We start from the raw sequence: 22,381 nt of genomic DNA on the forward strand, positions 1-22,381 counted from the left end.
AACTATCCTTAGGAAAACTCCTAAGGACTTTTTTATATATTTAAAACCTGTATAATAAAGAGCAGAGAACATTGTGAGTAAAGTAGGTGAAGTCTGTGAGTAAATATGAAATAACAACAAAATCTTCCGAAGAAACCCAGCGATTATCAGAAAAATTAGGGAGACTTGTAAAAGAAAAAGATGTAATTATTTTAGAAGGTGATCTTGGAGCTGGCAAAACGACTTTTACGAAAGGACTAGCAAAAGGTCTTGGAGTGAAAAGAGTCGTAAATAGTCCTACCTTCAATATTATTAAAGAATATAAAGGAAGATTACCGCTATATCATATGGATGTGTATCGTTTAGCGGAAAGTGAAGAAGATTTAGGATTTGATGAGTATTTCTATGGTGAAGGGATCACAGTAGTAGAATGGGCTCATTTAATAGAAGTATATTTACCGAATGAGAAGTTGCAAATTAGTTTATTCCATGCTGGAGATGATACAAGAAAAATTGTACTCGAGCCAATTGGAGATCGCTATATTAGATTATGTGAGGAGCTATTACAAGATGAAAGTACTAGCAATTGATACTTCAAATGACGTAATGGGTGTATCCCTTATTGAGGAAGGGAACGTGATTGGGGAAATCATTACAAATTTAACAAAAAACCATTCTGTACGTCTTATGCCAGCTGTAGAGAAACTGTTAAAAGAATGCGGTGTAAAACCGAAAGAATTGACTAAAATTGTTGTAGCAGCTGGACCGGGATCATATACAGGTGTTCGTATAGGTGTGACAGCGGCAAAAACATTAGCTTGGTCACTTCAAATACCAATTGTAGGTGTATCAAGTTTGGAAGTGGTGGCTGCAAATGGTACTAATTTTAATGGACTAATTTGTCCTTTATTTGATGGCCGACGTGGTCAAATTTACACGGGGTTATATACATATGAAGGAGAGCGTATAACTTCAATAGAAGAAGACCGAATTATTCTTATTGTTGACTGGTTGCAAATGTTAAAAGATAAAGAACAGCCTGTTTTATTTATTGGTAACGATGTTAAATTGCATAAAGAAACAATTGTAGAATATTTAGGTGATCAAGCTGTATTTGCTCCGTTCACTAAGAATAACCCGAGACCAAGTGAATTAGCATGTTTAGGATTACAAAAAGAAGAACAAGACGTGCATACGTTTGTTCCTAGCTATCTTCGTTTAGCTGAAGCTGAAACAAAATGGTTAGAAAGTCAAAAACAATAGGGGCCTACAGAAGATGGATATGATATTTAGAAAGATGGCACTTGATGATATTGCTCAAATTGTAGCTATTGAAGAAGCATCTTTTTCAACCCCTTGGACTGCAGATGCCTTTCACCGTGAATTAGAGGTGAATGAACATGCACATTATGTCGTGCTAGAAAAAGATGGTCTCGTAATTGGATATTGTGGATTGTGGATAATTATTGATGAATCACATGTAACAAATATAGCTATCCTGCCGGAATACAGAGGTCAAAAGCTAGGGGATGCCTTATTGAAAGAAGTCATTTCCGAAGCGAAAGGGTTAGGAGTAAAAACAATGACACTTGAAGTACGCATGTCAAATGAAGTAGCAAAGCAGTTATACAGAAAATACGGATTTCAAAATGGTGGGATTCGTAAACGATACTATGCAGACAATCAGGAAGATGGTCTTGTAATGTGGGTGAATATATAATGGAAAAAAATACGATTATACTTGGTATTGAAACAAGCTGTGATGAAACAGCTGTAGCAGTTGTTAAAAATGGAACGGAAATCATTGCGAATGTCGTTGCATCGCAAATTGAAAGTCATAAGCGTTTTGGCGGAGTAGTACCAGAGATTGCATCCCGTCATCATGTAGAAGAAATCACAGTTGTGTTAGAAGAAGCTTTAAAAGAAGCGAATATCACTTTTGAGGATATTGATGCAATTGCTGTAACAGAAGGCCCAGGTTTAGTCGGAGCACTTTTAATAGGTGTAAATGCAGCGAAAGCTGTGGCTTTTGCTCATGATATCCCTCTAGTTGGTGTTCATCATATTGCTGGTCATATTTATGCGAATCGTTTAGTAAAAGAAGTACAATTCCCGTTACTATCGCTTGTTGTATCCGGTGGACATACGGAGCTTGTTTATATGAAAGAACATGGTTCATTTGAAGTAATTGGTGAAACGCGAGATGATGCGGCAGGAGAAGCTTACGATAAAGTAGCTCGTACATTATCAATGCCTTATCCAGGTGGTCCTCATATTGATCGCCTTGCGCATGAAGGAAAACCAACAATTGATTTGCCTCGTGCGTGGCTAGAACCTGATTCGTATGATTTCAGCTTTAGTGGATTGAAATCAGCAGTTATCAACACTGTGCATAACGCAAAACAGCGCGGTATAGAAATTGCACCAGAAGATTTAGCAGCAAGTTTCCAAGAAAGTGTAATAGATGTACTTGTAACGAAAGCGTCTCGTGCAGCAGATGCTTATAATGTAAAACAAGTGCTTCTTGCTGGTGGAGTAGCTGCTAATAAAGGGCTTCGTGCACGTTTAGCAGCAGAATTTGCACAAAAAGAAAATATAGAGCTAATTATTCCTCCTCTATCTTTATGCACAGATAATGCAGCGATGATTGCAGCTGCAGGTACAATTGCATACGAACAAGGAAAACGCGCTACATTAGCTTTAAATGCAAATCCAGGATTAGATATTGAAGCATAGTTATACACAAAATTAACCACAGCTTGTGGATAAAACCCAAATTATCTGTTGATAATTTGGGTTTTTTTGTGTACATAAAATGTGTATAACTTTTTATGTAGTTGTGGATAATGTGGAAAAGTTATTTGAAAGTTTATATTATAAAGGTGGATATGTGTATAACCTTGTGGATAACATAGAGGAAGTCTGACCTTTGAAGAAATTCTTTTTTGGGAAATAAAAAACAAAGAGATGTCCAAAAAACATTTTGAAACATCCTCCTCTTATTATATAAGGTGCTACTATTGTCAACCCTTGTCGAATCGGTTATATAATTTTATTTACTATGGTATTGATTCCAAAAAAGAAAATAAAAAGGAGGTCATCTCGTCAAAAAGCCCGACTTATGAGACATCCTCCTCTTTTAAATTCTCTTATATATGCAGTTCTTCCCATTCTGCCATACAAGCTTCAAGTTGTTCTTGCAGTGTTTGCTTTTTAGTTGTAATTTCACTAGCCTTTTCATAATCTGCATATATTTCTGGTAAGCAAAGCTGATCTTCTAACGTAGCAATTTCTTCTTCTAAGCCTACGATATTTTGTTCCAGTTCTTCAATCTTTCGAGTACGTTGACGCTCTAGCTGTTTACGTTCTTTTTCTTCGAGATAATTTAATTTTTCTTGTGCCACCACTTTTTGAACAGGTACTTCATCTTCTTGCTCTAGTTCCGCACGTTCAATCATTTCATTTTTCTTTTCAACGTAATAATCGTAATCACCTAAATATTCTTGTGCACCTTCTGTTGATAACTCAACAACGGTTGTCGTTACGCGATTAATAAAATAGCGGTCATGAGAGACGAATAGAAGAGTACCTGGGTAATCAATTAAAGCATTCTCCAAAATCTCTTTACTATTTAAATCAAGATGGTTTGTTGGCTCATCGAGAATTAATAAATTGGATTTTTGCATCATAAGTTTTGCAAGAGCTAGTCGAGCCTTTTGTCCACCACTAAGAGAAGATACTGGTTTGAGTACATCATCCCCTGTGAATAAAAAATTGCCTAGTATAGTGCGAATTTCTTTTTCAGGTTGCAGGGGATATTCATCCCATAATTCATTTAAAACTCGCTTCGAAGATGTTAAGTTGGCTTGTTCTTGATCATAATAACCAACAGATACATTTGAGCCGAAAGCAACGTTTCCATGTAATAGCTGTAACTTATTCACAATGGATTTTAATAATGTAGATTTTCCAATTCCGTTTGGCCCAACTAAGGCAACACTGTCACCGCGAGTTAAGCGCATATTTACATGTTCAATAATCGGTTCCTGATAATAGCCAATAGTTGCATCTTTCACTTGTAAAACATCATTTCCACTTTGTTTTTCAATATCGAAGTGGAAGGAAGCTGATTTAGAATCGCCTAATGGTCTAGTTAATACTTCCATTCTGTCTAATTGTTTACGGCGACTTTGAGCGCGTTTTGTCGTAGATGCACGAGCTATATTTTTTTGTACAAAGTCTTCCAGTTTAGAAATTTCATCTTGTTGTTTTTCATAACGCTTCATTTCTTGCTCGTATAGAGCTGATTTTGAGTCTAAATATTTACTGTAGTTACCAAAAAATCGTCGGCTTTCCTTATTAGAAATTTCGTATACTTGTGTAACAAGTTTATCTAAGAAATAACGGTCATGGGAAACGATTAAAATCGCGCCAGGATAGCCTTGTAAATATTGTTCAAGCCATGTTAGTGTCTCAATATCCAAATGGTTTGTAGGTTCGTCTAAAATAAGTAAGTCTGGTCTAGTTAATAATAATTTCCCAAGAGCTAATCGAGTCTTTTGTCCACCACTTAATGTGGAAATTTTCGTCTGATGCGTTTCAACTGGGAAGCCAAGACCGCTTAAAATTGAGCGTATATCCGCTTCGTACTGATAGCCGCCTTGATCTTTATAATCTAATTGTAATTGGTCATAATCAGCTAATAATTTCTCATATATAGCCGCATTTGAAAAGTTTTCTTCTTTTCCCATCTCTTGCTCTAGCCTTCGAAGTTTTGTCTCCATCTGCTGCAAGTGTGTAAAGACGGTTAACATTTCATCCCAAATTGTTAAAGACGTTTCTAATCCGGTATTTTGAGCTAAATACCCCATTGAGACATCTTTCGGTTTTATAATTTCACCACCATCATGAGATAACTCGCCAGCTATTATTTTTAATAATGTAGATTTTCCAGCTCCATTTCGTCCGACTAATGCGATACGATCTTTTGTTTGTACTTCCAATTTTATGTTTGCAAGAATCGTTTCTGCACCGTATAATTTCGAAAGCCCATTCACTTGTAATAATATCAATGTTTTCACCTCAAATAATTTCTTAACTTTGCCATGTTTATATTTCTCAATCATACTAAAAATAGTGTATAGTTTAAAATAAAGAGAGAATACTTCTTCTCTTTATTATACAAGGAAATTCATGAGTACTAAACTTCTGTATTTGATTCAAGTATAAGAATAAAGATAGGAAGAGAGGAGAGGTTATATGGATCAGCAAAAAATTCCACAAGCCACTGCCAAACGATTGCCTCTATACTATCGATTTATCCAAAACTTATCTCTTTCTGGTAAGCAACGTGTTTCATCAGCCGAATTGAGTGAAGCGGTAAAGGTTGATTCCGCAACTATTCGAAGAGATTTTTCATATTTTGGAGCGTTAGGGAAAAAAGGATATGGATATAACGTAAATTATTTATTATCATTTTTCCGTGAAACACTCGACCAAGATGATATAACACGCGTGGCACTTATTGGAGTAGGTAATTTAGGGACCGCTTTCTTACATTATAATTTCACGAAAAACAATAATACAAAAATTGAAATGGCGTTTGATGTTAGTGAAGAGAAAGTTGGAACAGAAATCGGAGGCATTCCTGTATATCATTTGGATGAACTAGAAGAACGTTTATCAACTGATATACAAGTGGCAATATTAACGGTACCCGCTACAGTAGCGCAATCTGTGGCAGATAGATTGGCAGAAACGAACGTGCATGGTATTTTAAATTTCACACCAGCACGCTTAAATGTGTCAGAGAATATAAGGATTCATCACATTGATTTAGCTGTAGAGTTACAAACACTTGTTTACTTTTTGAAGAATTATCCACAATAAAACGCAGAGGAGATGACCTCTGCGTTTTATTATTGTTTTTTCTTTGTGAATTTAACTAAGATAAGGCGAAGTGCCAAATTAAAATCAATTGTTGCCATAACTGCAAATAGTATTGTCCACATATTCCAGATTGTATCTGTTACGTTCGTAATGGCGAAGCGTGTAAAGATACATCCAAGAAGAAAGTACAATGCAGCCATGAACAATGGTGAGTTTCTCATACTAAAAATCCTCCGATAAAGCCTTGCATTTTTTCAGCTTCTTTAATCATTTCTTGAATTTGCTCATTGCTTACTACAACTTGAGCAACTGCAACTAATGTATTCATTGCAACATGAGCTGCAATAGGAACTATAATTCGTTTCGTTTTTACGTATAAAAAGGCGAATACGAGCCCCATAGAAGTGTATACCAATAAGTGAGTAAAATCAAAATGAATCGCCGCGAATACAAGTGAACTAATAATAGCGGCAATAAAGAAGTTAAACTTCTTATAAAGTGTACCGAATAAAATTTTTCTAAATACGATTTCTTCCAAAATAGGTCCTATTATAGATATGACAATAAGGAACCAAGGTGTCGTTCTTGCGATGTCCATAAGTCTTGCTGTATTTTCGGATCCAGGTGTAATCCCTAATAAACGTATTTCAATCATACCGGCAATGCTTTGTGAGAACAGCGCTAAGAAGAAACCAATAAAAATCCACCCAATTGTAGCTGGAACAGTAGAGCGCATTTTATCTAAATGCCTGTCACGAATGTCTGTTCTGAGTAACCAAAGTACAACGCATAATGCAATGAAAAAGCTAATGATAGCCCAATGACCAGTTATGAGTTGAAGTTTTTCCTCTCTAGTAAATCCCCTATTATCGTATAGTCCAGTTTTCAGGAGAAGCGGTAACCCGGCAATGCCTGATAACTGCATTAAAATGTATGTAACGATAATCCACCAATATTGTTTCTTCAAATGGTTTAACCATCCTTTCTAACTCTAGTGTATGAGATAAGGTAGGATAACATGTAAATATGCTACCTACGATATAAACTTTCATTTGAATTATATTTTTTTTGTAAATAAGTATTTGAAAATAAAATAGGAGACAGGAAAAAGTTGTACGTTTAGCGAAAACAACTTAGGGTGTCTTTCATATTGTAACATACAAGAAGTGGGAACAACGATTCATATAGTAAAGGCAGTAGAAGAAGTAATGATATATAGGAAAGTGCATAAAGTAATTTGCGAAAAAATTATGATTTTTTTACTTGCAAAAGAAATTGAGATTATTTATTATTAGAAGTGTGTTAGCACTCGTGTGACTTGAGTGCTAATAAATAAAATTTACATAACAAAATGAGGAGGTTATTGTTCATGCTAAAGCCATTAGGTGATCGCGTTGTAATTGAACTTGTTCAAGCAGAAGAAAAAACAGCAAGTGGTATTGTATTACCAGAAACTGCAAAAGAAAAACCACAAGAGGGTAAAGTTATTGCAGTAGGTACAGGCCGAGTGCTTGAAAATGGTGAGCGTGTTGCTTTAGAGGTAGCAGCAGGTGATCTTATCATCTTCTCAAAATATGCAGGTACTGAAGTGAAATACGAAGGTACAGACTACTTGATTTTACGTGAAAGTGACATTTTAGCAATTATCGGTTAATTATATACATTTTAAAAATCCAAGGGGGTCAATTATTATGGCAAAAGATATTAAATTTAGTGAAGAAGCACGTCGTTCGATGCTTCGCGGTGTCGACACTCTTGCAAACGCAGTAAAAGTAACGCTTGGACCAAAAGGTCGTAACGTTGTACTTGAGAAAAAATTCGGTTCACCACTTATTACAAATGATGGTGTAACAATCGCAAAAGAAATCGAATTAGAAGATGCATTCGAAAACATGGGTGCGAAATTAGTAGCAGAAGTTGCTAGCAAAACAAACGATGTAGCTGGTGACGGAACGACAACTGCAACTGTATTAGCGCAAGCTATGATTCGTGAAGGTCTTAAAAACGTAACAGCTGGTGCAAACCCAATGGGTCTTCGTAAAGGTATCGAAAAAGCTGTTACTGCTGCAATTGAAGAATTAAAAGCGATTTCTAAACCAATCGAAGGTAAATCTTCTATCGCACAAGTAGCTGCTATTTCTTCGGCTGACGAAGAAGTAGGTCAATTAATCGCTGAAGCAATGGAGCGCGTTGGTAACGACGGCGTTATTACTTTAGAAGAATCTAAAGGATTCACAACAGAATTAGACGTAGTAGAAGGTATGCAATTTGATCGTGGATATGCATCTCCTTACATGATTACTGATTCTGACAAAATGGAAGCAGTTCTTGATAACCCATACATTTTAATTACTGACAAAAAGATTTCTAACATCCAAGAAATCTTACCAGTATTAGAGCAAGTGGTACAACAAGGTAAACCACTTCTTATCATTGCTGAAGATGTAGAAGGCGAAGCGTTAGCTACATTAGTAGTGAACAAACTTCGTGGTACATTCAATGTAGTTGCTGTTAAAGCTCCTGGATTTGGTGACCGTCGTAAAGCAATGCTAGAAGATATCGCAATCTTAACTGGTGGCGAAGTAATCACTGAAGAATTAGGACGTGACTTAAAATCTGCTACAGTTGAATCTTTAGGACGCGCTGGTAAAATTGTTGTAACGAAAGAAAACACAACTGTAGTTGAAGGTATTGGAAATTCACAACAAATCGAAGCTCGCATCGGTCAAATCCGCGCGCAATTAGAAGAAACTACTTCTGAATTCGATCGTGAAAAATTACAAGAGCGTCTTGCTAAACTTGCGGGCGGTGTAGCAGTAATTAAAGTAGGTGCAGCAACTGAAACTGAGTTAAAAGAGCGCAAACTTCGCATTGAAGATGCACTTAACTCAACTCGTGCAGCAGTAGAAGAAGGTATCGTTGCAGGTGGTGGTACTTCACTTATGAACGTATACACAAAAGTAGCTTCTATCGAAGCTGAAGGCGACGAAGCAACAGGTATCAACATCGTACTTCGTGCACTAGAAGAGCCAGTTCGTCAAATCGCAATCAACGCTGGTCTAGAAGGATCTGTAGTTGTAGAGCGTCTAAAAGGCGAAAAAGTAGGCGTTGGTTTCAACGCAGCTACTGGCGAATGGGTTAACATGCTTGAGTCTGGTATCGTAGATCCAGCTAAAGTAACTCGTTCTGCACTTCAAAACGCAGCATCTGTTGCAGCTATGTTCTTAACGACTGAAGCTGTAGTTGCTGACAAGCCAGAACCAAATGCACCAGCAATGCCTGACATGGGCGGCATGGGCATGGGCGGTATGGGCGGAATGATGTAATTCCGTTCTCCCGAAAAACATCCACTTCTATATAGAAGTGGATGTTTTTTTATGTTTTTGAGCGCAGGAAAATAATTTCTGTAGAATTTTGTCGCTTTCTCTCTTGACCATACCGATACTTCATTGTTAGAATCTAGGAAGATAATATAAAACAATCCTTCATATATCCTCGATGATATGGTTTGAGAGTCTCTACCGGGTTACCGTAAACAACCTGACTATGAAGGCAGTGCGTCTTATATTTATAAAGAGCGGAAGACTATCTTTCTTTATAAAGCCAGACCCCTGCCTTTTCTTTGTCATGAGACTAGAGGCGGAGGACTGGCTTTTTTTATTATATTAGTAATGCTTTTCGCCAAATTGGTGAAAATATTTATATACGAGAACTAACGTTGGGGTGATTATTTTGAAGAAGCAGCATGATACAATTATCGTTTTAGATTTTGGGAGTCAGTACAATCAGTTAATAGCACGTCGAATTCGTGAGTTCGGTGTATACAGTGAACTTCATCCACATACAATTACTGCAGAAGAAATTAAAGCAATGAATCCAAAAGGGATTATTTTCTCTGGTGGACCAAATAGTGTATACGGTGAAGGCGCATTACATTGTGATGAAAAAATCTTTGAGCTAGGATTACCGATTTTCGGTATTTGTTACGGTATGCAGCTTATGACGCAACACTTCGGTGGGAAAGTAGAACGTGCCAACCACCGTGAGTATGGAAAAGCTGTTCTTAAAGTAGAGAACGAATCAAAATTATATGCGAACCTTCCAGAAGAGCAAGTTGTATGGATGAGCCATGGTGACTTAGTAACTGGTTTACCTGAAGGATTCGTAGTAGATGCAACAAGTGAGTCTTGTCCAATTGCTGGTATGAGCAATGAAGACAAAAACTTATACGGTGTACAATTCCACCCAGAAGTACGTCACTCTGAGCACGGTAACGATTTAATTAAAAACTTCGTATTCGGCGTATGTGGTTGTTCTGAAGGATGGAACATGGAGAACTTTATTGAAGTAGAATTAGAGAAGATCCGTGAAACTGTTGGAGACAAAAAAGTATTATGCGCACTTAGTGGCGGTGTAGACTCTTCTGTTGTAGCAGTATTAATTCATAAAGCGATTGGTGACCAATTAACATGTATTTTCGTGGACCACGGTTTACTTCGTAAAGATGAAGCAGAAGGTGTTATGAAAACATTTAGCGAAGGCTTCCATATGAACGTTATTAAAGTGGATGCACAAGAGCGCTTCATGAACAAGTTAAAAGGTGTAGAAGATCCAGAGCAAAAACGTAAAATTATCGGTAATGAATTCATTTACGTATTTGATGATGAAGCTTCTAAATTACAAGGAATGGACTTCCTAGCGCAAGGTACACTTTATACAGACATCGTTGAAAGTGGTACAGCAACTGCACAAACAATTAAATCTCACCATAACGTTGGTGGACTTCCAGAAGACATGCAGTTCAAATTAATTGAGCCTTTAAACACTTTATTTAAAGATGAAGTACGTGTATTAGGATCAGAATTAGGAATTCCTGATGAAATCGTATGGCGTCAACCGTTCCCAGGTCCAGGACTTGGTATTCGTGTATTAGGTGAAATTACAGAAGAGAAATTAGAAATCGTTCGTGAATCTGATGCGATTTTACGTGAAGAAATTATAAAAGCAGGATTAGACCGCGAAGTTTGGCAATACTTCACTGCGCTTCCTGGTATGCGTAGTGTAGGTGTTATGGGTGACGAGCGTACTTACGATTACACAGTAGGTATCCGCGCAGTAACATCTATCGATGGTATGACAGCTGACTGGGCACGTATCCCTTGGGACGTATTAGAGAAAATCTCTGTACGTATCGTAAACGAAGTAAAACACGTTAACCGTATCGTGTATGATATAACGAGTAAGCCACCAGCAACTATTGAGTGGGAATAACGGTATTAAATAAATTAATTTGTGGAAGCTTATTTTTAAGTGTTTTCTACATTAATTAAACTGTAAAAAAGGTTTGAAAATATATAGTTCCCCACCAAAAGCCCCCCCAATTTCTTGGGAGGGCTTTTTATTTTAAGGAACTGTTAAAAAAGATCGTTAATTTTCTTAAATCTAGTAGAAGCGAAAAATTATATTAGTGGGTTATAAATTATTGTATAATTAGAGTAAACGATTTAGAGCGGAATGATAAAAATGAATAGGCAAAGATATTATAATTACATTGCTGAGAAAATAGGGACACTTGCATCAATAATAAAAACGAATGGAAAACTAAATTTTTTAGATTTAAATATTCATTCAGAAACGTTTTTTAGAGATTTTTTAAACATACTTTATGATTACGAACTTATACCTTCAAATGTCGGAAAAGCAAACTATGAAGCTATTGATCTAATTGATGAACAGAAAAAAATAGTAGTGCAGGTATCTTCTACAGCTACACCTAAGAAGATAAATGATACTTTAGAAAAGAAAAAGATTAAGGATCTTGCACAAGACGATTATAAACTTAAATTTTTATTTATTGCTGATGAGGCAAAGAAATTAAGAGAAAAAACCTATATAAATAAACACAATATTAATTTTGAACCAGGAACAGATATTATGGATAAAGTGACTATATTAGAAAGTGTGTCACAGTTGCCCATCGATAAATTGACAAATTTATATGACTTAGTACAAAAAGAGTTCGGGGAAAGACCAAATATAGTTAGGATTAGTTCTAATCTAGCTACAATAGTGAATTTTCTAGCAAAAGAGAACCTAGAAAATGTTACAAATCATGTACCGTTAAATGAATATGGAATTGAGGAAAAAATTGAATTTAATAATTTAATGGATATTAAAGAGTCCACTTTTGATGCATATATTATATATTATGGTATGCTAGATAAACTTTATGAAGAGTTTATTCGAGGAGGGACTAATAAAACACTTTCTGTATTTAGAAAGATAGCTTCATTTTATGAAAAAGAAATTGTTAATAAAGATATAAGTAATATAGATAAATTCTTTAATATTCTTGGTAAAGTCCAAGAACACGTGATGGAAGGTGACATGTTATCCGAAATTCCTGAAGAGGAAATAGATATGTGTGTAAGAATAATTGTTGTGGATGCATTTGTAAGATGTAAAATTTTTAAAAATCCTAGGGGGTATACTCATGTTGCTACTAAATGATATGAAACCCGAAATGAGTATATTTTATTATGCTTCTTTAGTTATAATAGAGATTCAAGCTAAAGAAGGACAGGATATAGTTACATTATATAAACTGGTAAAAGAGAAGCATAATATATCTTTGAAAGTTTTTTCTTATTGTTTGGATTGGCTATACTTAATAGAAGCAGCAAAAGTTGATAAAAAGGGAGGTGTGTTCTTATGTTCTTAAACGAATTAAGAATACTATCTAATTCAAGAGTAATTAGAGAAATTGGCTTCCATACAGGTACAAATTTAATTTTAGATGAAACTCAAAATTCAAATGAAATTGAAACTGGTAATAATATTGGCAAAACTACTGTTCTAGCCTTGATTGATTACTGTCTAGGCGGGAATCCGGAACAAATATATAGTGATCCTGAGTCGAAACAAACTATAGAATTTGTGAAAGATTATTTGGTGAGTAATGAAGTATCAATAGAGTTAAATTTAAAAGAAGATTTAATGGATGAAAAGTCAAAAGAAATAATAATTAAACGTAATTTTTTACAAAGAAATAAAAAAATTATGTCGATAAATGGAGAAAATCTCAAAAAAAATAGTGGTAGGGATTTTGAAGAAAAGTTAAGTAGTTTAATTATTGGAGAGAGAGAGAATGATAAGCCAGGGATTCGTCAACTTATCGCTCACAATATAAGATACAAAGATGAAAGAATAAATAACACTCTAAAGGTATTAAATACTTTTACAACAAATGTTGAATATGAAACACTGTATTTGTTTATGTTTGGTCTACCAGTCTCTGACAGAACATTCCTAATGAAGAAACTTAAGGTTGAGCAAAATTTCAAGGGAAGATTAGAAAAAAAACAATCTAAAACGGAATTAGAGCTTCAGTTAGATATTATTAAAGATCATATTAACAGATTAGAAAAACAAAAAAATGATTTAAACATAAATGAAAACTATGATGAGGATTTGCAAGAACTTAATAAACTTAAATATAAAATAAGTAGATTAAGTTCTAAGATTAGTGAATTATCTTTAAGAAGAGAAATATTAAGAGAAACTGAAGCTGAGCTAAGAGAAGATATTTCTGTCGTTGATTTAAACTCATTAAAAGAAATATATTCGGTTGCAAAGAAAAGCGTTAGTAACATACAAGTAACTTTTGAAGAGATGGTAAAATATCATAATAATATGATTCTGGAGAAAATAAAGTATATTACTCAAGATTTACCAAGTTTAGAATCTAAAATAGAAGAATATAAAAAAGAATTGGAAAATGATCTGTTATTAGAAAAGGATTTAGTATCTAAGCTTTCAATAAGCGATACATTTAGTGATTTAGAAAAAATTATTAGTGAATTAACCAATAATTATAGAAGGCTTGGGGAAGTGGAGAATAGTATCTCACAGATTGAACTATCTGAAACTAATATTAGAAATATTAGTGAAGAAATTGATTTACTTGAAGGAAATAGATTCTCAGAAGAATTTCAAAATTTACTGATGAAACAACTCATGAAGTTCAATAGATATTTTACTGAAGTATCGAAACAACTATATGGAGAAGAATACGGTATCTCATTTAAAATAAATGAAGATAGAAAAACTAAACAACCTTTTTACTCCTTTGAAAGTTTTAACTTAAATACAAGTTCAGGTAAAAAACAAGGTGAAATATTATGTTTCGATATAGCTTATATACTATTTGCTAGAAGTGAAAATATACCGGCACTTAATTTTATATTAAATGATAAAAAAGAATTAATGCATGGAAACCAGTTGGTAAAAGTGAACGAGTTTGCTTCGAAGAACAATATACAATTAGTTTTTTCGATATTAAAAGATAAAATACCAGATGGATTGAATAATGATAAGCATATTGTTCTGAAGTTGTCGGAGAATGATAAACTTTTTAAGATTGAAGATAATTAAGCTATTTATTTTAGAATAGAAATAAGAAAACGTCATTAGACTTTATAGGAAATAATATTTCTATTGTATTTTGTATAACAGTGAATCTGAGGATTCATGTATGGCTAACGCATGTATTAGTTCAATAGGAATAAGAATTAAGACTGATGATATTTAAGAAAGCCTATTTTACAGGGTTTATTGTGATGATAAATCTTTAAAATAGGCTTATTTTTATATAGTTCTCTACCATTTCTCCCCCCATAGTTTTAGAATTCTGAGTTTATTTATAGCTACCAGAGAAAAATTGACAATAAAAAATAGCAAGCCTATGATAAAATTGGAGAAAATAAGTTGACGATTATTATAATGAATTTCAATTGAAAGGAGGAAAAATAATGAATTATCAAGTAAGAATATCAATTGAAACAGCGAAATTAATTGAAGAGTTAAAACATATGTATGAAGACCGAACTGGAATCAGCATGACGAAAGGGAACGTGCTTATGCAGGCATTCAATGATTCGGAATGGGTTAATGATTGGAAAGGAGTATTTGATTCTAAGATTAAGTTGCTAAATGATTATGAAATTAAGGAAGGTGCATTAAGACCTAAACTTCAAGTTAGTAATGAAGTTGAACTGGGAATCCAAACACTGAAAAAAGAACTGCCAAAGTTACTTGGAGTTAGAAGTGTTACAATTGGGGTTTGTATTCGTCTTATACTTAAAGCTGCTTTTATGAAAAACATTGAAGATGTGAAAGGGCGTAGTAATAAAAATAAAGGGCAAAGAATTGATATTCAAGCATTAAAAAATATTATTAATAAGTATAAAGAAAAAATAGAATTGGAATATGATGAAGAATTTAGTAATACGGTTATTAAGTTATTAAGTGATATTGAAACTGAAGTTGATAAGAGTTGTGAGATTCAATAAAAAGAGATGTTTATTAATGTTTAGTACTGCTATAAATTAGCAGTATTTTTTTATAACAAAAATAAAAGGAGAATTTATGGAGAAAAAATATTGACGGTAAATTGACGAAGGTGTATTATATTAACTGAAAGGAGAAAAAAAGGAGAATTAAGGGTTTGGATCTTAAGAAGGAAGAACATGATTTAGTTACACTCCTTCTGTATCTTAGATAATAAAAAACAAAAGGATTGTGAAAAATATGGAAAAAAATTTTACGGAAAATTGTATTGGACTTTATGATAACGGCTCATTAATCGGAAAAAACCCTTTGGAAACGTTTATTAACTATAAACTCCTAAATTGTTCTAATTTGGAGTTTGATTGTGACTCTTCTTCTGTTGTTAAGGAAAATCTAGAATTTCTTTTTGGAGAAGGAGAAACCACTTATACTGATACTTTAATTTCTCCACAAAGTTTTTTTACCACATATTTGAGATATTATCATGAAGATATTTTAATCAAAAAATCAAAAAAACTGATTGTACCAAATATCCCAGCAGTGAAAAATGAAATGATTGCTGAAGGGATCGCAAATAATAGTAATAAAATCTCAAATTCAGCTATATGGAGCTTTTATATTAAAAAGCAATATGTTGAAGTTCATGAATCAATGCTAGAATTTTTAGATTCAGTATATTATCTATCAAATTTTTCTCCAGTGTGTAGAGGTTTTAATCTAGGGAGGGCCGCAAAGACTGCCGATAATTTTTTCGTAGCTCTTGATAAAATTTTCTTATATTTTCAGAGTAAAAATAATGAAGCTTCCAACCTTGAGCTTAAAGAAATTTTGAGTAGATTTCTAGGTGAAAGTAGATTTTTTGGGAAAGTTTATTTAACAGAAGAAGAAGTCATTGCTTCGGTCATGAACTGGTTAAATTCTTTTGGAAGCTATAAAGAATTCATTGAAAAATATTGTTTCCAAAGTTTTTTAGAAGACCCTTATGATTCTAGTTCAAAACCTAAAGAATTATGGACTGGACTCTTTGATGGCACAAAACTTCAACCTTCTAAAGAGGAATTTATTTCATGTATTGAATTTATGACGAATGCGATTAAAGAACGGGGTGTTAGAATGTGTGAAATTCATGGAGAATGCACTTACTAACATGTTCAATAAAAGAAACAGTGAGTGGCACAATGTTGTATATCCACAAAGGAAAAATAGATTATTAAAATATTTCCTTGTAATATTCATTCTTATGTTGACGATATTCTTTGTGAAGATTTCAAACGCTATTCCGCCACTAATAATTAATATTCCTGTGATTTATAGCTCTGTGAGTTTCAATGGTTTCGTTGATTCGCTAATAACAGTTTTTTGGGCGGTATCTATTTATAAAATTATTAGATTCTATTTTAACTTTGTTAAGGGCCATAAGTCATGGATTGCTAACAATCTAGCTTATATGATAGACACGCTGAAATTATATGATGAAGATTACTTTGAGACTATGAGAGAAGATAAGGTCGTCAGAGAAAAGCGTATTGTAAGGGTTATTCGTATTTATTACAAAGAAGCGGAAAAATATATTTATGTGCGGATAAGGAGAGATGGTGACCGATTTACAAAAGAAGCTACCAATCTTGGCGAAAACCTCGAAGCTACTTTAGGAATGGAATTAGAAACAACAAACATAACTGTTAATTATGTTGACTATACTTTCTTAAAATACAAAGACGAACGCATTAACCTAACTTCAACAATAAGTAAATCAAATGGTTCAGATGAAATTAGAATTACTGGAAATATATCTTACCAACTCCACAAGGTCGTCCACTCCCTTATCGTTGGGGGAACTGGATCTGGAAAGTCGTTCTTCATTTTGGGGAAAATAGTTTCTTACTTGAACTTATCTCCTCAAGCAGATTTGAGAATTATTGACCCAAAAAAAGCAGATTTAAGCCTATTGCGTTTCGTTACGGGGTTTGAAGGGAAAGTTGCTACAGAAGCCAATCAAATATGCAAAATGCTCAGAGAAGTCGTTGAATTGATGGAGCAAAGATATTCTAACTATTTCAATGATATATCCGCCTTTGGCAAGACATACAAGGACTTTAATTTACCTGTAGTTATAGTTGTCTTTGATGAATTTTCAGCCTTTATGCATTCAGTAGATAAGAAAATTGCTAAAGAGGCATTAGATTACGTTTTTACTCTAGTAATGAAAGGCAGACAAGCAGGCGTCATGATAGAGATACTTATGCAACGTCCTTCAGCAGATGACCTGCCTACGAATATAAGGGCACAGATGGGGTTTAAAGCAGGTTTAGGTGCTATGGACTCAATTGGCTATAACATGATATTTGATACCAATAACGTTGAATATAAGACGGTTACAGAGAAAGGTGGAGGGTATATTCAACTGGATGGCGTTCACGCTGCCCCAGTCTATTTTGAAACTCCATATATAGACAAAGACTTTGACTTCATAGCAGAAATAGAAAAATTGATGGGAAATCAACAAATGGCGGATACCTCTAAATAAAGTGATTTCATCAATCTAAAAAATTGAGCGTAACTTTTTGCGAGTGTTTCGGTGGCGAAGTTAGTCGCCAAACGGAGTGGCAAGAAATGCTCGTGAAAAGTTATGCCTTGTTGGGTGTTCTTTGCCCAACACTTATAAATAACCAAAATTAGCGAAGCAACCCGTTATGTAACACGGGTGTAATACCCTCAATGGAAATGATTCAATCGGTTGGGGCCCTAGGTTTGGAAGGTTACTCAAAATCCCGAGAGTTCGGGATTAAAAAATGATAAAAAGGGGTTGGAAACATGGGGAAATTAATTTTAAAATCGTCAAGATTACATTCTTTAAATGACTCGGAAAATGTCGAATTAGGTGATTTTCATTTTGACATTAAACAATTTAAAGTTCCTACAGCAATGTTGGTGCAAAAGGATGGCTTTGCTACTCGAATTGAAAAAGAAAAGAATCTAAATGGTGAGCTAGTTGAAACAGGTAAGTATGCAATAACTTTTAAAGTTTACGATAGACCATTTATTGAGCTTGTATTACAAAATGGTGGTACTGAAATTGGTTCGCCTATTACTGTAGTTATTGAAAAGCAAGATAGTTTACCTATCTTTGATGATTACGAAGATGGTGAATTTATTCCAATTTCTTTTACAGGGTTTAAAGTAAAACCTAAAAAGGTGCAAAAGAAAACATTTGTCGGACAAGGTAAGCCAATGATCGATACATGGCAGTATTCAGAACTCAAAATTGAAGCTGATAGTTACACTATTGGTGAAGTACATGAGTCAAAAGCGAAGTAATCAGTGCTTAATTGATTACCTTCGTTGTTCGATTCCAAATAGTGAGTTACCGGCAGTCGCTGATGGAATTTTAGGAATCCCAATCTCTGAATTTTCTTCAGAGATTAAGGGGTCTCCATATCCTACTTACGATATGTGCATTAGCTTTGCGAATATAAAGCTTCATTCCTCACGAAGTCACAGTAGTGTTCTTATAGATATGCCTGGACAAGCGTGTAGACAATATGAAGAACACATGTCGAGGTTTGATGGTTGGCATTGGTACAAATTTGTATCAGTTATTTTAGAAATACAAGGTAAAGTATCAAGAATAGATTTAGCTTTAGATATTTTTGATGATGCTACTCCATCTGTAAAAGTGTTGCAGGATTATGTGAAACGAGGACAGTTAAGTACGAAAAGTCATAAATTTATTGAAATAAATAGTGGTAGGATTCTTGATGGGAAATTGACCGGTTTTACATTGTATATTGGTGCATCTCCGCAAATATTACGAATCTATGATAAAAAACAAGAAAGAAGAGATAATGCAGGTGAAATTGTAAATGTTGAAAAGTGGGTCAGATGGGAACTAGAGCTGACTGGAAATAAAGCAATGCAAGTTGCTCTTCAAATATCGAATGGGAAACCACTTAATACCATAGTTAAAGGTATTTTATCAGCTCATTATTGTTTCAAGACACAACCTAAGGGTGCTAGTGACTTACATAATAAAAATAGACTTCCTACAATGAGATGGTGGCAAAAACTTGTAGATGGTATTGAGGAAATCCCCTTAAAAGTAGAGCGTGAAAAGCTCACCTTAAAGAAAAAGAAAAATTGGGTTGAAAATGCTACGGTAAAATCAATCAGTATGCTCTATGAGTCATTTAGGCGCGTATATGGTGAAAAATATGCTGATCTTTATTTGAAAGAGTTAATACATATGGGGAAAGAAAAAATCACTGAGTCCGACCAAACATTAATTGAGCAACGTGTTTTAGAACTTATGAGTGAGGATGAATATTAGCGTGGAAAGGGGTTGTTGTGATGGGTACAACAATATGTAAAGATGATTTAATTAAACTAGGATATAAGAAATATCAAGCTGTTTCACTAATTAGGCAAGCAAAAGCAATCATGGTGCAAAAAGGTTGTCCGTATTATAACAACAAAAGACTGGGGAGAGTACCGAGGGATGTGGTTGAATCCATTTTAGGAGTTGCTCTTATAACAGAAATGAGTAATTCCCAATGACGCAGCAAACAACGAAATACCCTGGTGTATATGTTGATGATAAGGGAAATTTCTTTTATCAATCAGAATTTGGCATTGATCGGATTACAGGAAAACGAATACGAAAAAAAGGAAGGAAAGACGTTAATGGAAAGCCCTTTTCTTCCGCGTTCGAAGCTAACAAAGAGTTAACTCGATTAAAAAGAGAATATCATAAAGTCAATAGTTACGCTAACTATAAAATGACTTACGAGCAATTTATGAATACTGTATATATGTCGTATTATCAAACAGAAGTTGAAGAAAGTACCTTTTCTATTAAGCAAAGAATATTGGAAAAGATAAGAGATAGATTTGCTTCAATTCCTCTCCGTTCTATTTCAGTTGAGGACGTACAAAATTTTCGTACATGGTTATTAACAAGTCAAGAAAGTGGAGGAGCTGGGTATGCTCAATCCTATGCGAGTTTAGTTTTTGGAACATTTCGTAAAAGTTTAGATAAAGCTGTTGAAATGCAATACTTAGAATACAATATTTCAAAAAAGGTTAGGGCAATCAACAAAGGAAAAGCTATTGTACCCTATTGGACAAAACAAGAATTTGAAAAAGTGATAAATCAAATTTATATTGGTGATTTTTATGAACACTTAAATTTCGTTATGTTATGGGTTTATTATATGACAGGGATTCGTGTGAATGAAGGAACAGCTTTATATTGGAATGACATTGATTTAACAAAGAAACGTATAAGGATTCATCATATGCTTATTATAAAAAACAGAGCGGATTGGAAACGGAATTCATATACAAAAACAGAAGGTGGAAAGAGAATAGTAGCACTGGATGATGACACTATCAAAATTTTAAATGACTGGAAAAGTAGGCAAACAGAGATTGGATTAGGTAAGGAAAATGATTTTGTGTTTAGTTATGATGGTCTACCGATGATTAAATCAACGATATCACGAATTATTGAGCGATATTCTAAATTTGCAGGAGTGAAAAAGATACAAGCAAAGGGATTGCGTCATTCTCATGCTTCATATCTTATTAATGAATTTAATGTGTCGGTGCTAGTTTTATCTCAACGTATGGGTCATTCAAGTCCTGAGATTACTTTAAAACATTATGCTCATATGTGGAGTGGTGCTGATATGGCAATTGCTGAGGAGATGTCAGGGAATATAAAAATAGAAACTGCCGAATATACGAAGATAATTTTCAATGGAAATCAAGTTATAAAAAAAAGAAGGGATAAATAAATGGCTACAATATATGCAGTTAGCGATATTCATGGTTATTACAATCAAATGATTGATTCGTTGAAAAATGTTGATTTAAAGAATAAAGAAAACAAAATTATCTTCCTAGGTGATTACGTGGATGGAGGAAATGATTCATGTAGGGTTTTATATTACATAAAAGAATTACATGAAAATCATGTGGATCAAGTTATTATTTTGGTAGGAAATCATGATGAAATATTCCTGCATTGGTTATATTCCCAAGAGGATGATTTTAAATTATTATTTCAGGAGCCAGATATATGTACCTTTAAAAGTTTCCTTACTGTCGAGGAGTATAGAGGGATTTTTGATACTTTTCAGCCTTTAACCTATTCATATGAAAAAGTAAGTGAGGCATTAAAGGAAGCTATTAAGAAGAAACATGGTGATTTGTTGAAATGGTTACTGAATATTTCTAAACAGCTTCGTTACTTTGAAACAGACCAACAAATATTTGTCCATGCTGGTATTTTAGAAGAAGCCGAAGATTTGTGGAAACATGGTACTCCTAAAGAGTATTTCACACAAAAGTACCCAGCTGAGACAGGATATTTTTATAAAGATATTATTGCAGGGCATATTTCAAGTGTGGAGATAGCAAATAAAAAAGAATATCTTGGAAAAGTTTATTGGGATGGGGAAAGTCATTTTTATATTGATGGTACTGTTGAAAAAAGCGGTAATATTCCGGTCTTAAAATATGATACGGAAAAGAAAAGATATTCAACCTTTGAAAAAGATACTGTACAAGGAGAATGGAGAGAGGTTTATGCTGACTTATAAAAAATATTTAGAAGAAAAGGGTAGTTTAACTTTTCAAGAAGCCGAAGAAATTTATGCTCAAATATTACAGTCTGCTAATACCAGAGACAGTGATTTTAAGGAGTTTTGGGAAGATATGATTAAATCTGCTATCGTTTATGCGAATACTCGTGCTGAATGGAGTATACAGACGTTAGAAGAGCGTAGAGACATTGATAATTCCCGAACACATCAACACAATGCATTTATGACAAATCTAAAAGTAATTGCAAATTATATGAAACAACAAAATTGGAGTTCAGTGTGGTTTGACGAGTTAGGAACTATTGAAAGTGATAGAAAGAGATTTGGGGATTTTGCTTGTTATTTAGTTTGCATAAATTCGTTGAACGCTCGATAATATTTTTATTCACCACCAATTACCCCACCAAACACTTGAAAAATAGATAAAGTAGCTATATATCACTACTTATCTCATACCTGTTACGATTGAGTGGGAATAGTATTGTAATAAAAAGGATCCATCTATCATTTATGTATAGATGGATCTTTTTGTTTTTACCCTTAATACGAACGAAAATATA

Annotated in this window: 24 protein-coding genes and 1 riboswitch; of the genes, 21 read left to right on the top strand and 3 right to left on the bottom strand. The window is 34.0% G+C overall.

Annotated features, from left to right (window positions below):
* Positions 1-95 precede the first annotated feature (95 nt).
* The 4 genes from tsaE to tsaD are packed head-to-tail and all read left to right on the top strand — an operon-like array spanning position 96 to position 2,715.
* Positions 96-569: a tRNA (adenosine(37)-N6)-threonylcarbamoyltransferase complex ATPase subunit type 1 TsaE gene (gene tsaE / locus MKY70_RS01455; RefSeq protein ID WP_016101417.1), complete on the top strand. Its 474-nt coding sequence runs from the start codon at positions 96-98 to the stop codon at positions 567-569.
* Entirely contained in the window at positions 550-1,242 is a 693-nt protein-coding gene (tsaB, locus tag MKY70_RS01460; protein WP_341022682.1) for a tRNA (adenosine(37)-N6)-threonylcarbamoyltransferase complex dimerization subunit type 1 TsaB, read from the top strand. Before tsaE ends, tsaB begins: the two co-directional genes overlap by 20 nt.
* A gap of 13 nt (positions 1,243-1,255) precedes the next feature.
* Complete coding sequence (gene rimI / locus MKY70_RS01465; protein WP_002063534.1) at positions 1,256-1,699, top strand: ribosomal protein S18-alanine N-acetyltransferase; 444 nt, start codon at positions 1,256-1,258, stop codon at positions 1,697-1,699.
* Positions 1,699-2,715 (top strand): tRNA (adenosine(37)-N6)-threonylcarbamoyltransferase complex transferase subunit TsaD, encoded by a 1,017-nt coding sequence (gene tsaD / locus MKY70_RS01470; protein ID WP_002009991.1) that lies wholly within the window; start codon positions 1,699-1,701, stop codon positions 2,713-2,715. Before rimI ends, tsaD begins: the two co-directional genes overlap by 1 nt.
* A 413-nt stretch (positions 2,716-3,128) precedes the next feature.
* Here tsaD and MKY70_RS01475 read toward each other — a convergent pair whose 3' ends face one another.
* Positions 3,129-5,051 carry an ABC-F family ATP-binding cassette domain-containing protein gene (locus MKY70_RS01475; protein WP_217809914.1) on the bottom strand — a complete coding sequence of 641 codons (1,923 nt, stop codon included), beginning with the start codon at positions 5,049-5,051 and terminating at the stop codon, positions 3,129-3,131.
* A 187-nt stretch (positions 5,052-5,238) separates the two neighbouring features.
* Here MKY70_RS01475 and MKY70_RS01480 point away from each other — a divergent pair, with 187 nt between their 5' ends.
* Positions 5,239-5,868 (top strand): redox-sensing transcriptional repressor Rex, encoded by a 630-nt coding sequence (locus tag MKY70_RS01480; RefSeq protein ID WP_000372704.1) that lies wholly within the window; start codon positions 5,239-5,241, stop codon positions 5,866-5,868.
* Between the two features lie 29 nt (positions 5,869-5,897).
* Here the strand turns inward: MKY70_RS01480 and MKY70_RS01485 are convergent, their stop codons facing one another.
* Positions 5,898-6,089 carry a YdiK family protein gene (locus tag MKY70_RS01485; RefSeq protein ID WP_001246201.1) on the bottom strand — a complete coding sequence of 64 codons (192 nt, stop codon included), beginning with the start codon at positions 6,087-6,089 and terminating at the stop codon, positions 5,898-5,900.
* Positions 6,086-6,835 carry a CPBP family intramembrane glutamic endopeptidase gene (locus MKY70_RS01490; RefSeq protein WP_341022686.1) on the bottom strand — a complete coding sequence of 250 codons (750 nt, stop codon included), beginning with the start codon at positions 6,833-6,835 and terminating at the stop codon, positions 6,086-6,088. The genes MKY70_RS01485 and MKY70_RS01490 overlap by 4 nt, the downstream gene beginning before the upstream one ends.
* 199 nt (positions 6,836-7,034) lie before the next feature.
* Here MKY70_RS01490 and MKY70_RS01495 point away from each other — a divergent pair, with 199 nt between their 5' ends.
* From MKY70_RS01495 to MKY70_RS01570, 16 genes are all read left to right on the top strand, one after another.
* Positions 7,035-7,163 (top strand): hypothetical protein, encoded by a 129-nt coding sequence (locus tag MKY70_RS01495; protein ID WP_002029450.1) that lies wholly within the window; start codon positions 7,035-7,037, stop codon positions 7,161-7,163.
* 74 nt (positions 7,164-7,237) lie between these two features.
* Positions 7,238-7,522, top strand: coding sequence for a co-chaperone GroES (gene groES / locus MKY70_RS01500; protein ID WP_002009985.1), 285 nt, complete (start codon positions 7,238-7,240; stop codon positions 7,520-7,522).
* Between the two features lie 37 nt (positions 7,523-7,559).
* Positions 7,560-9,194, top strand: coding sequence for a chaperonin GroEL (gene groL / locus MKY70_RS01505; RefSeq protein WP_088034007.1), 1,635 nt, complete (start codon positions 7,560-7,562; stop codon positions 9,192-9,194).
* Between the two features lie 139 nt (positions 9,195-9,333).
* A riboswitch (purine riboswitch) is annotated at positions 9,334-9,435 on the top strand.
* 165 nt (positions 9,436-9,600) lie between these two features.
* Positions 9,601-11,139 carry a glutamine-hydrolyzing GMP synthase gene (gene guaA, locus MKY70_RS01510; protein ID WP_131248060.1) on the top strand — a complete coding sequence of 513 codons (1,539 nt, stop codon included), beginning with the start codon at positions 9,601-9,603 and terminating at the stop codon, positions 11,137-11,139.
* A gap of 252 nt (positions 11,140-11,391) precedes the next feature.
* Complete coding sequence (locus MKY70_RS01515) at positions 11,392-12,378, top strand: ABC-three component system protein (RefSeq protein WP_341074441.1); 987 nt, start codon at positions 11,392-11,394, stop codon at positions 12,376-12,378.
* Positions 12,362-12,589: an ABC-three component system middle component 6 gene (locus MKY70_RS01520; RefSeq protein WP_137057637.1), complete on the top strand. Its 228-nt coding sequence runs from the start codon at positions 12,362-12,364 to the stop codon at positions 12,587-12,589. Before MKY70_RS01515 ends, MKY70_RS01520 begins: the two co-directional genes overlap by 17 nt.
* Positions 12,580-14,301 (top strand): DUF2326 domain-containing protein, encoded by a 1,722-nt coding sequence (locus MKY70_RS01525; RefSeq protein WP_341074443.1) that lies wholly within the window; start codon positions 12,580-12,582, stop codon positions 14,299-14,301. Before MKY70_RS01520 ends, MKY70_RS01525 begins: the two co-directional genes overlap by 10 nt.
* 377 nt (positions 14,302-14,678) lie before the next feature.
* Positions 14,679-15,218 carry a hypothetical protein gene (locus MKY70_RS01530; protein ID WP_137057635.1) on the top strand — a complete coding sequence of 180 codons (540 nt, stop codon included), beginning with the start codon at positions 14,679-14,681 and terminating at the stop codon, positions 15,216-15,218.
* A gap of 238 nt (positions 15,219-15,456) precedes the next feature.
* Positions 15,457-16,362 (top strand): hypothetical protein, encoded by a 906-nt coding sequence (locus MKY70_RS01535; RefSeq protein ID WP_341074444.1) that lies wholly within the window; start codon positions 15,457-15,459, stop codon positions 16,360-16,362.
* 112 nt (positions 16,363-16,474) lie between these two features.
* Positions 16,475-17,743, top strand: coding sequence for an FtsK/SpoIIIE domain-containing protein (locus MKY70_RS01540; RefSeq protein ID WP_341074445.1), 1,269 nt, complete (start codon positions 16,475-16,477; stop codon positions 17,741-17,743).
* A 287-nt stretch (positions 17,744-18,030) separates the two neighbouring features.
* Positions 18,031-18,534 (top strand): peptidase, encoded by a 504-nt coding sequence (locus MKY70_RS01545; protein ID WP_137057633.1) that lies wholly within the window; start codon positions 18,031-18,033, stop codon positions 18,532-18,534.
* On the top strand, positions 18,515-19,543 hold the full coding sequence (locus tag MKY70_RS01550) for a replication initiation factor domain-containing protein (protein WP_341074446.1): 1,029 nt from the start codon (positions 18,515-18,517) through the stop codon (positions 19,541-19,543). The genes MKY70_RS01545 and MKY70_RS01550 overlap by 20 nt, the downstream gene beginning before the upstream one ends.
* Positions 19,544-19,563: 20 nt before the next feature.
* The gene (locus tag MKY70_RS01555; RefSeq protein WP_137057631.1) at positions 19,564-19,770 is read left to right on the top strand and encodes a DUF3173 domain-containing protein; all 207 of its coding nucleotides are present in this window, start codon (positions 19,564-19,566) and stop codon (positions 19,768-19,770) included.
* Positions 19,767-21,011 (top strand): tyrosine-type recombinase/integrase, encoded by a 1,245-nt coding sequence (locus MKY70_RS01560; RefSeq protein WP_240381260.1) that lies wholly within the window; start codon positions 19,767-19,769, stop codon positions 21,009-21,011. The genes MKY70_RS01555 and MKY70_RS01560 overlap by 4 nt, the downstream gene beginning before the upstream one ends.
* A complete protein-coding gene (locus tag MKY70_RS01565) occupies positions 21,012-21,818 on the top strand; it encodes a metallophosphoesterase (protein WP_137057629.1) in 807 nt (268 codons plus the stop codon). It begins immediately after the preceding gene.
* The gene (locus MKY70_RS01570; protein WP_137057628.1) at positions 21,805-22,197 is read left to right on the top strand and encodes a hypothetical protein; all 393 of its coding nucleotides are present in this window, start codon (positions 21,805-21,807) and stop codon (positions 22,195-22,197) included. Before MKY70_RS01565 ends, MKY70_RS01570 begins: the two co-directional genes overlap by 14 nt.
* Positions 22,198-22,381 lie beyond the last annotated feature (184 nt).

The organism is Bacillus sp. FSL R9-9492 (assembly GCF_038007365.1).
GTDB lineage: Bacteria > Bacillota > Bacilli > Bacillales > Bacillaceae_G > Bacillus_A > Bacillus_A mycoides.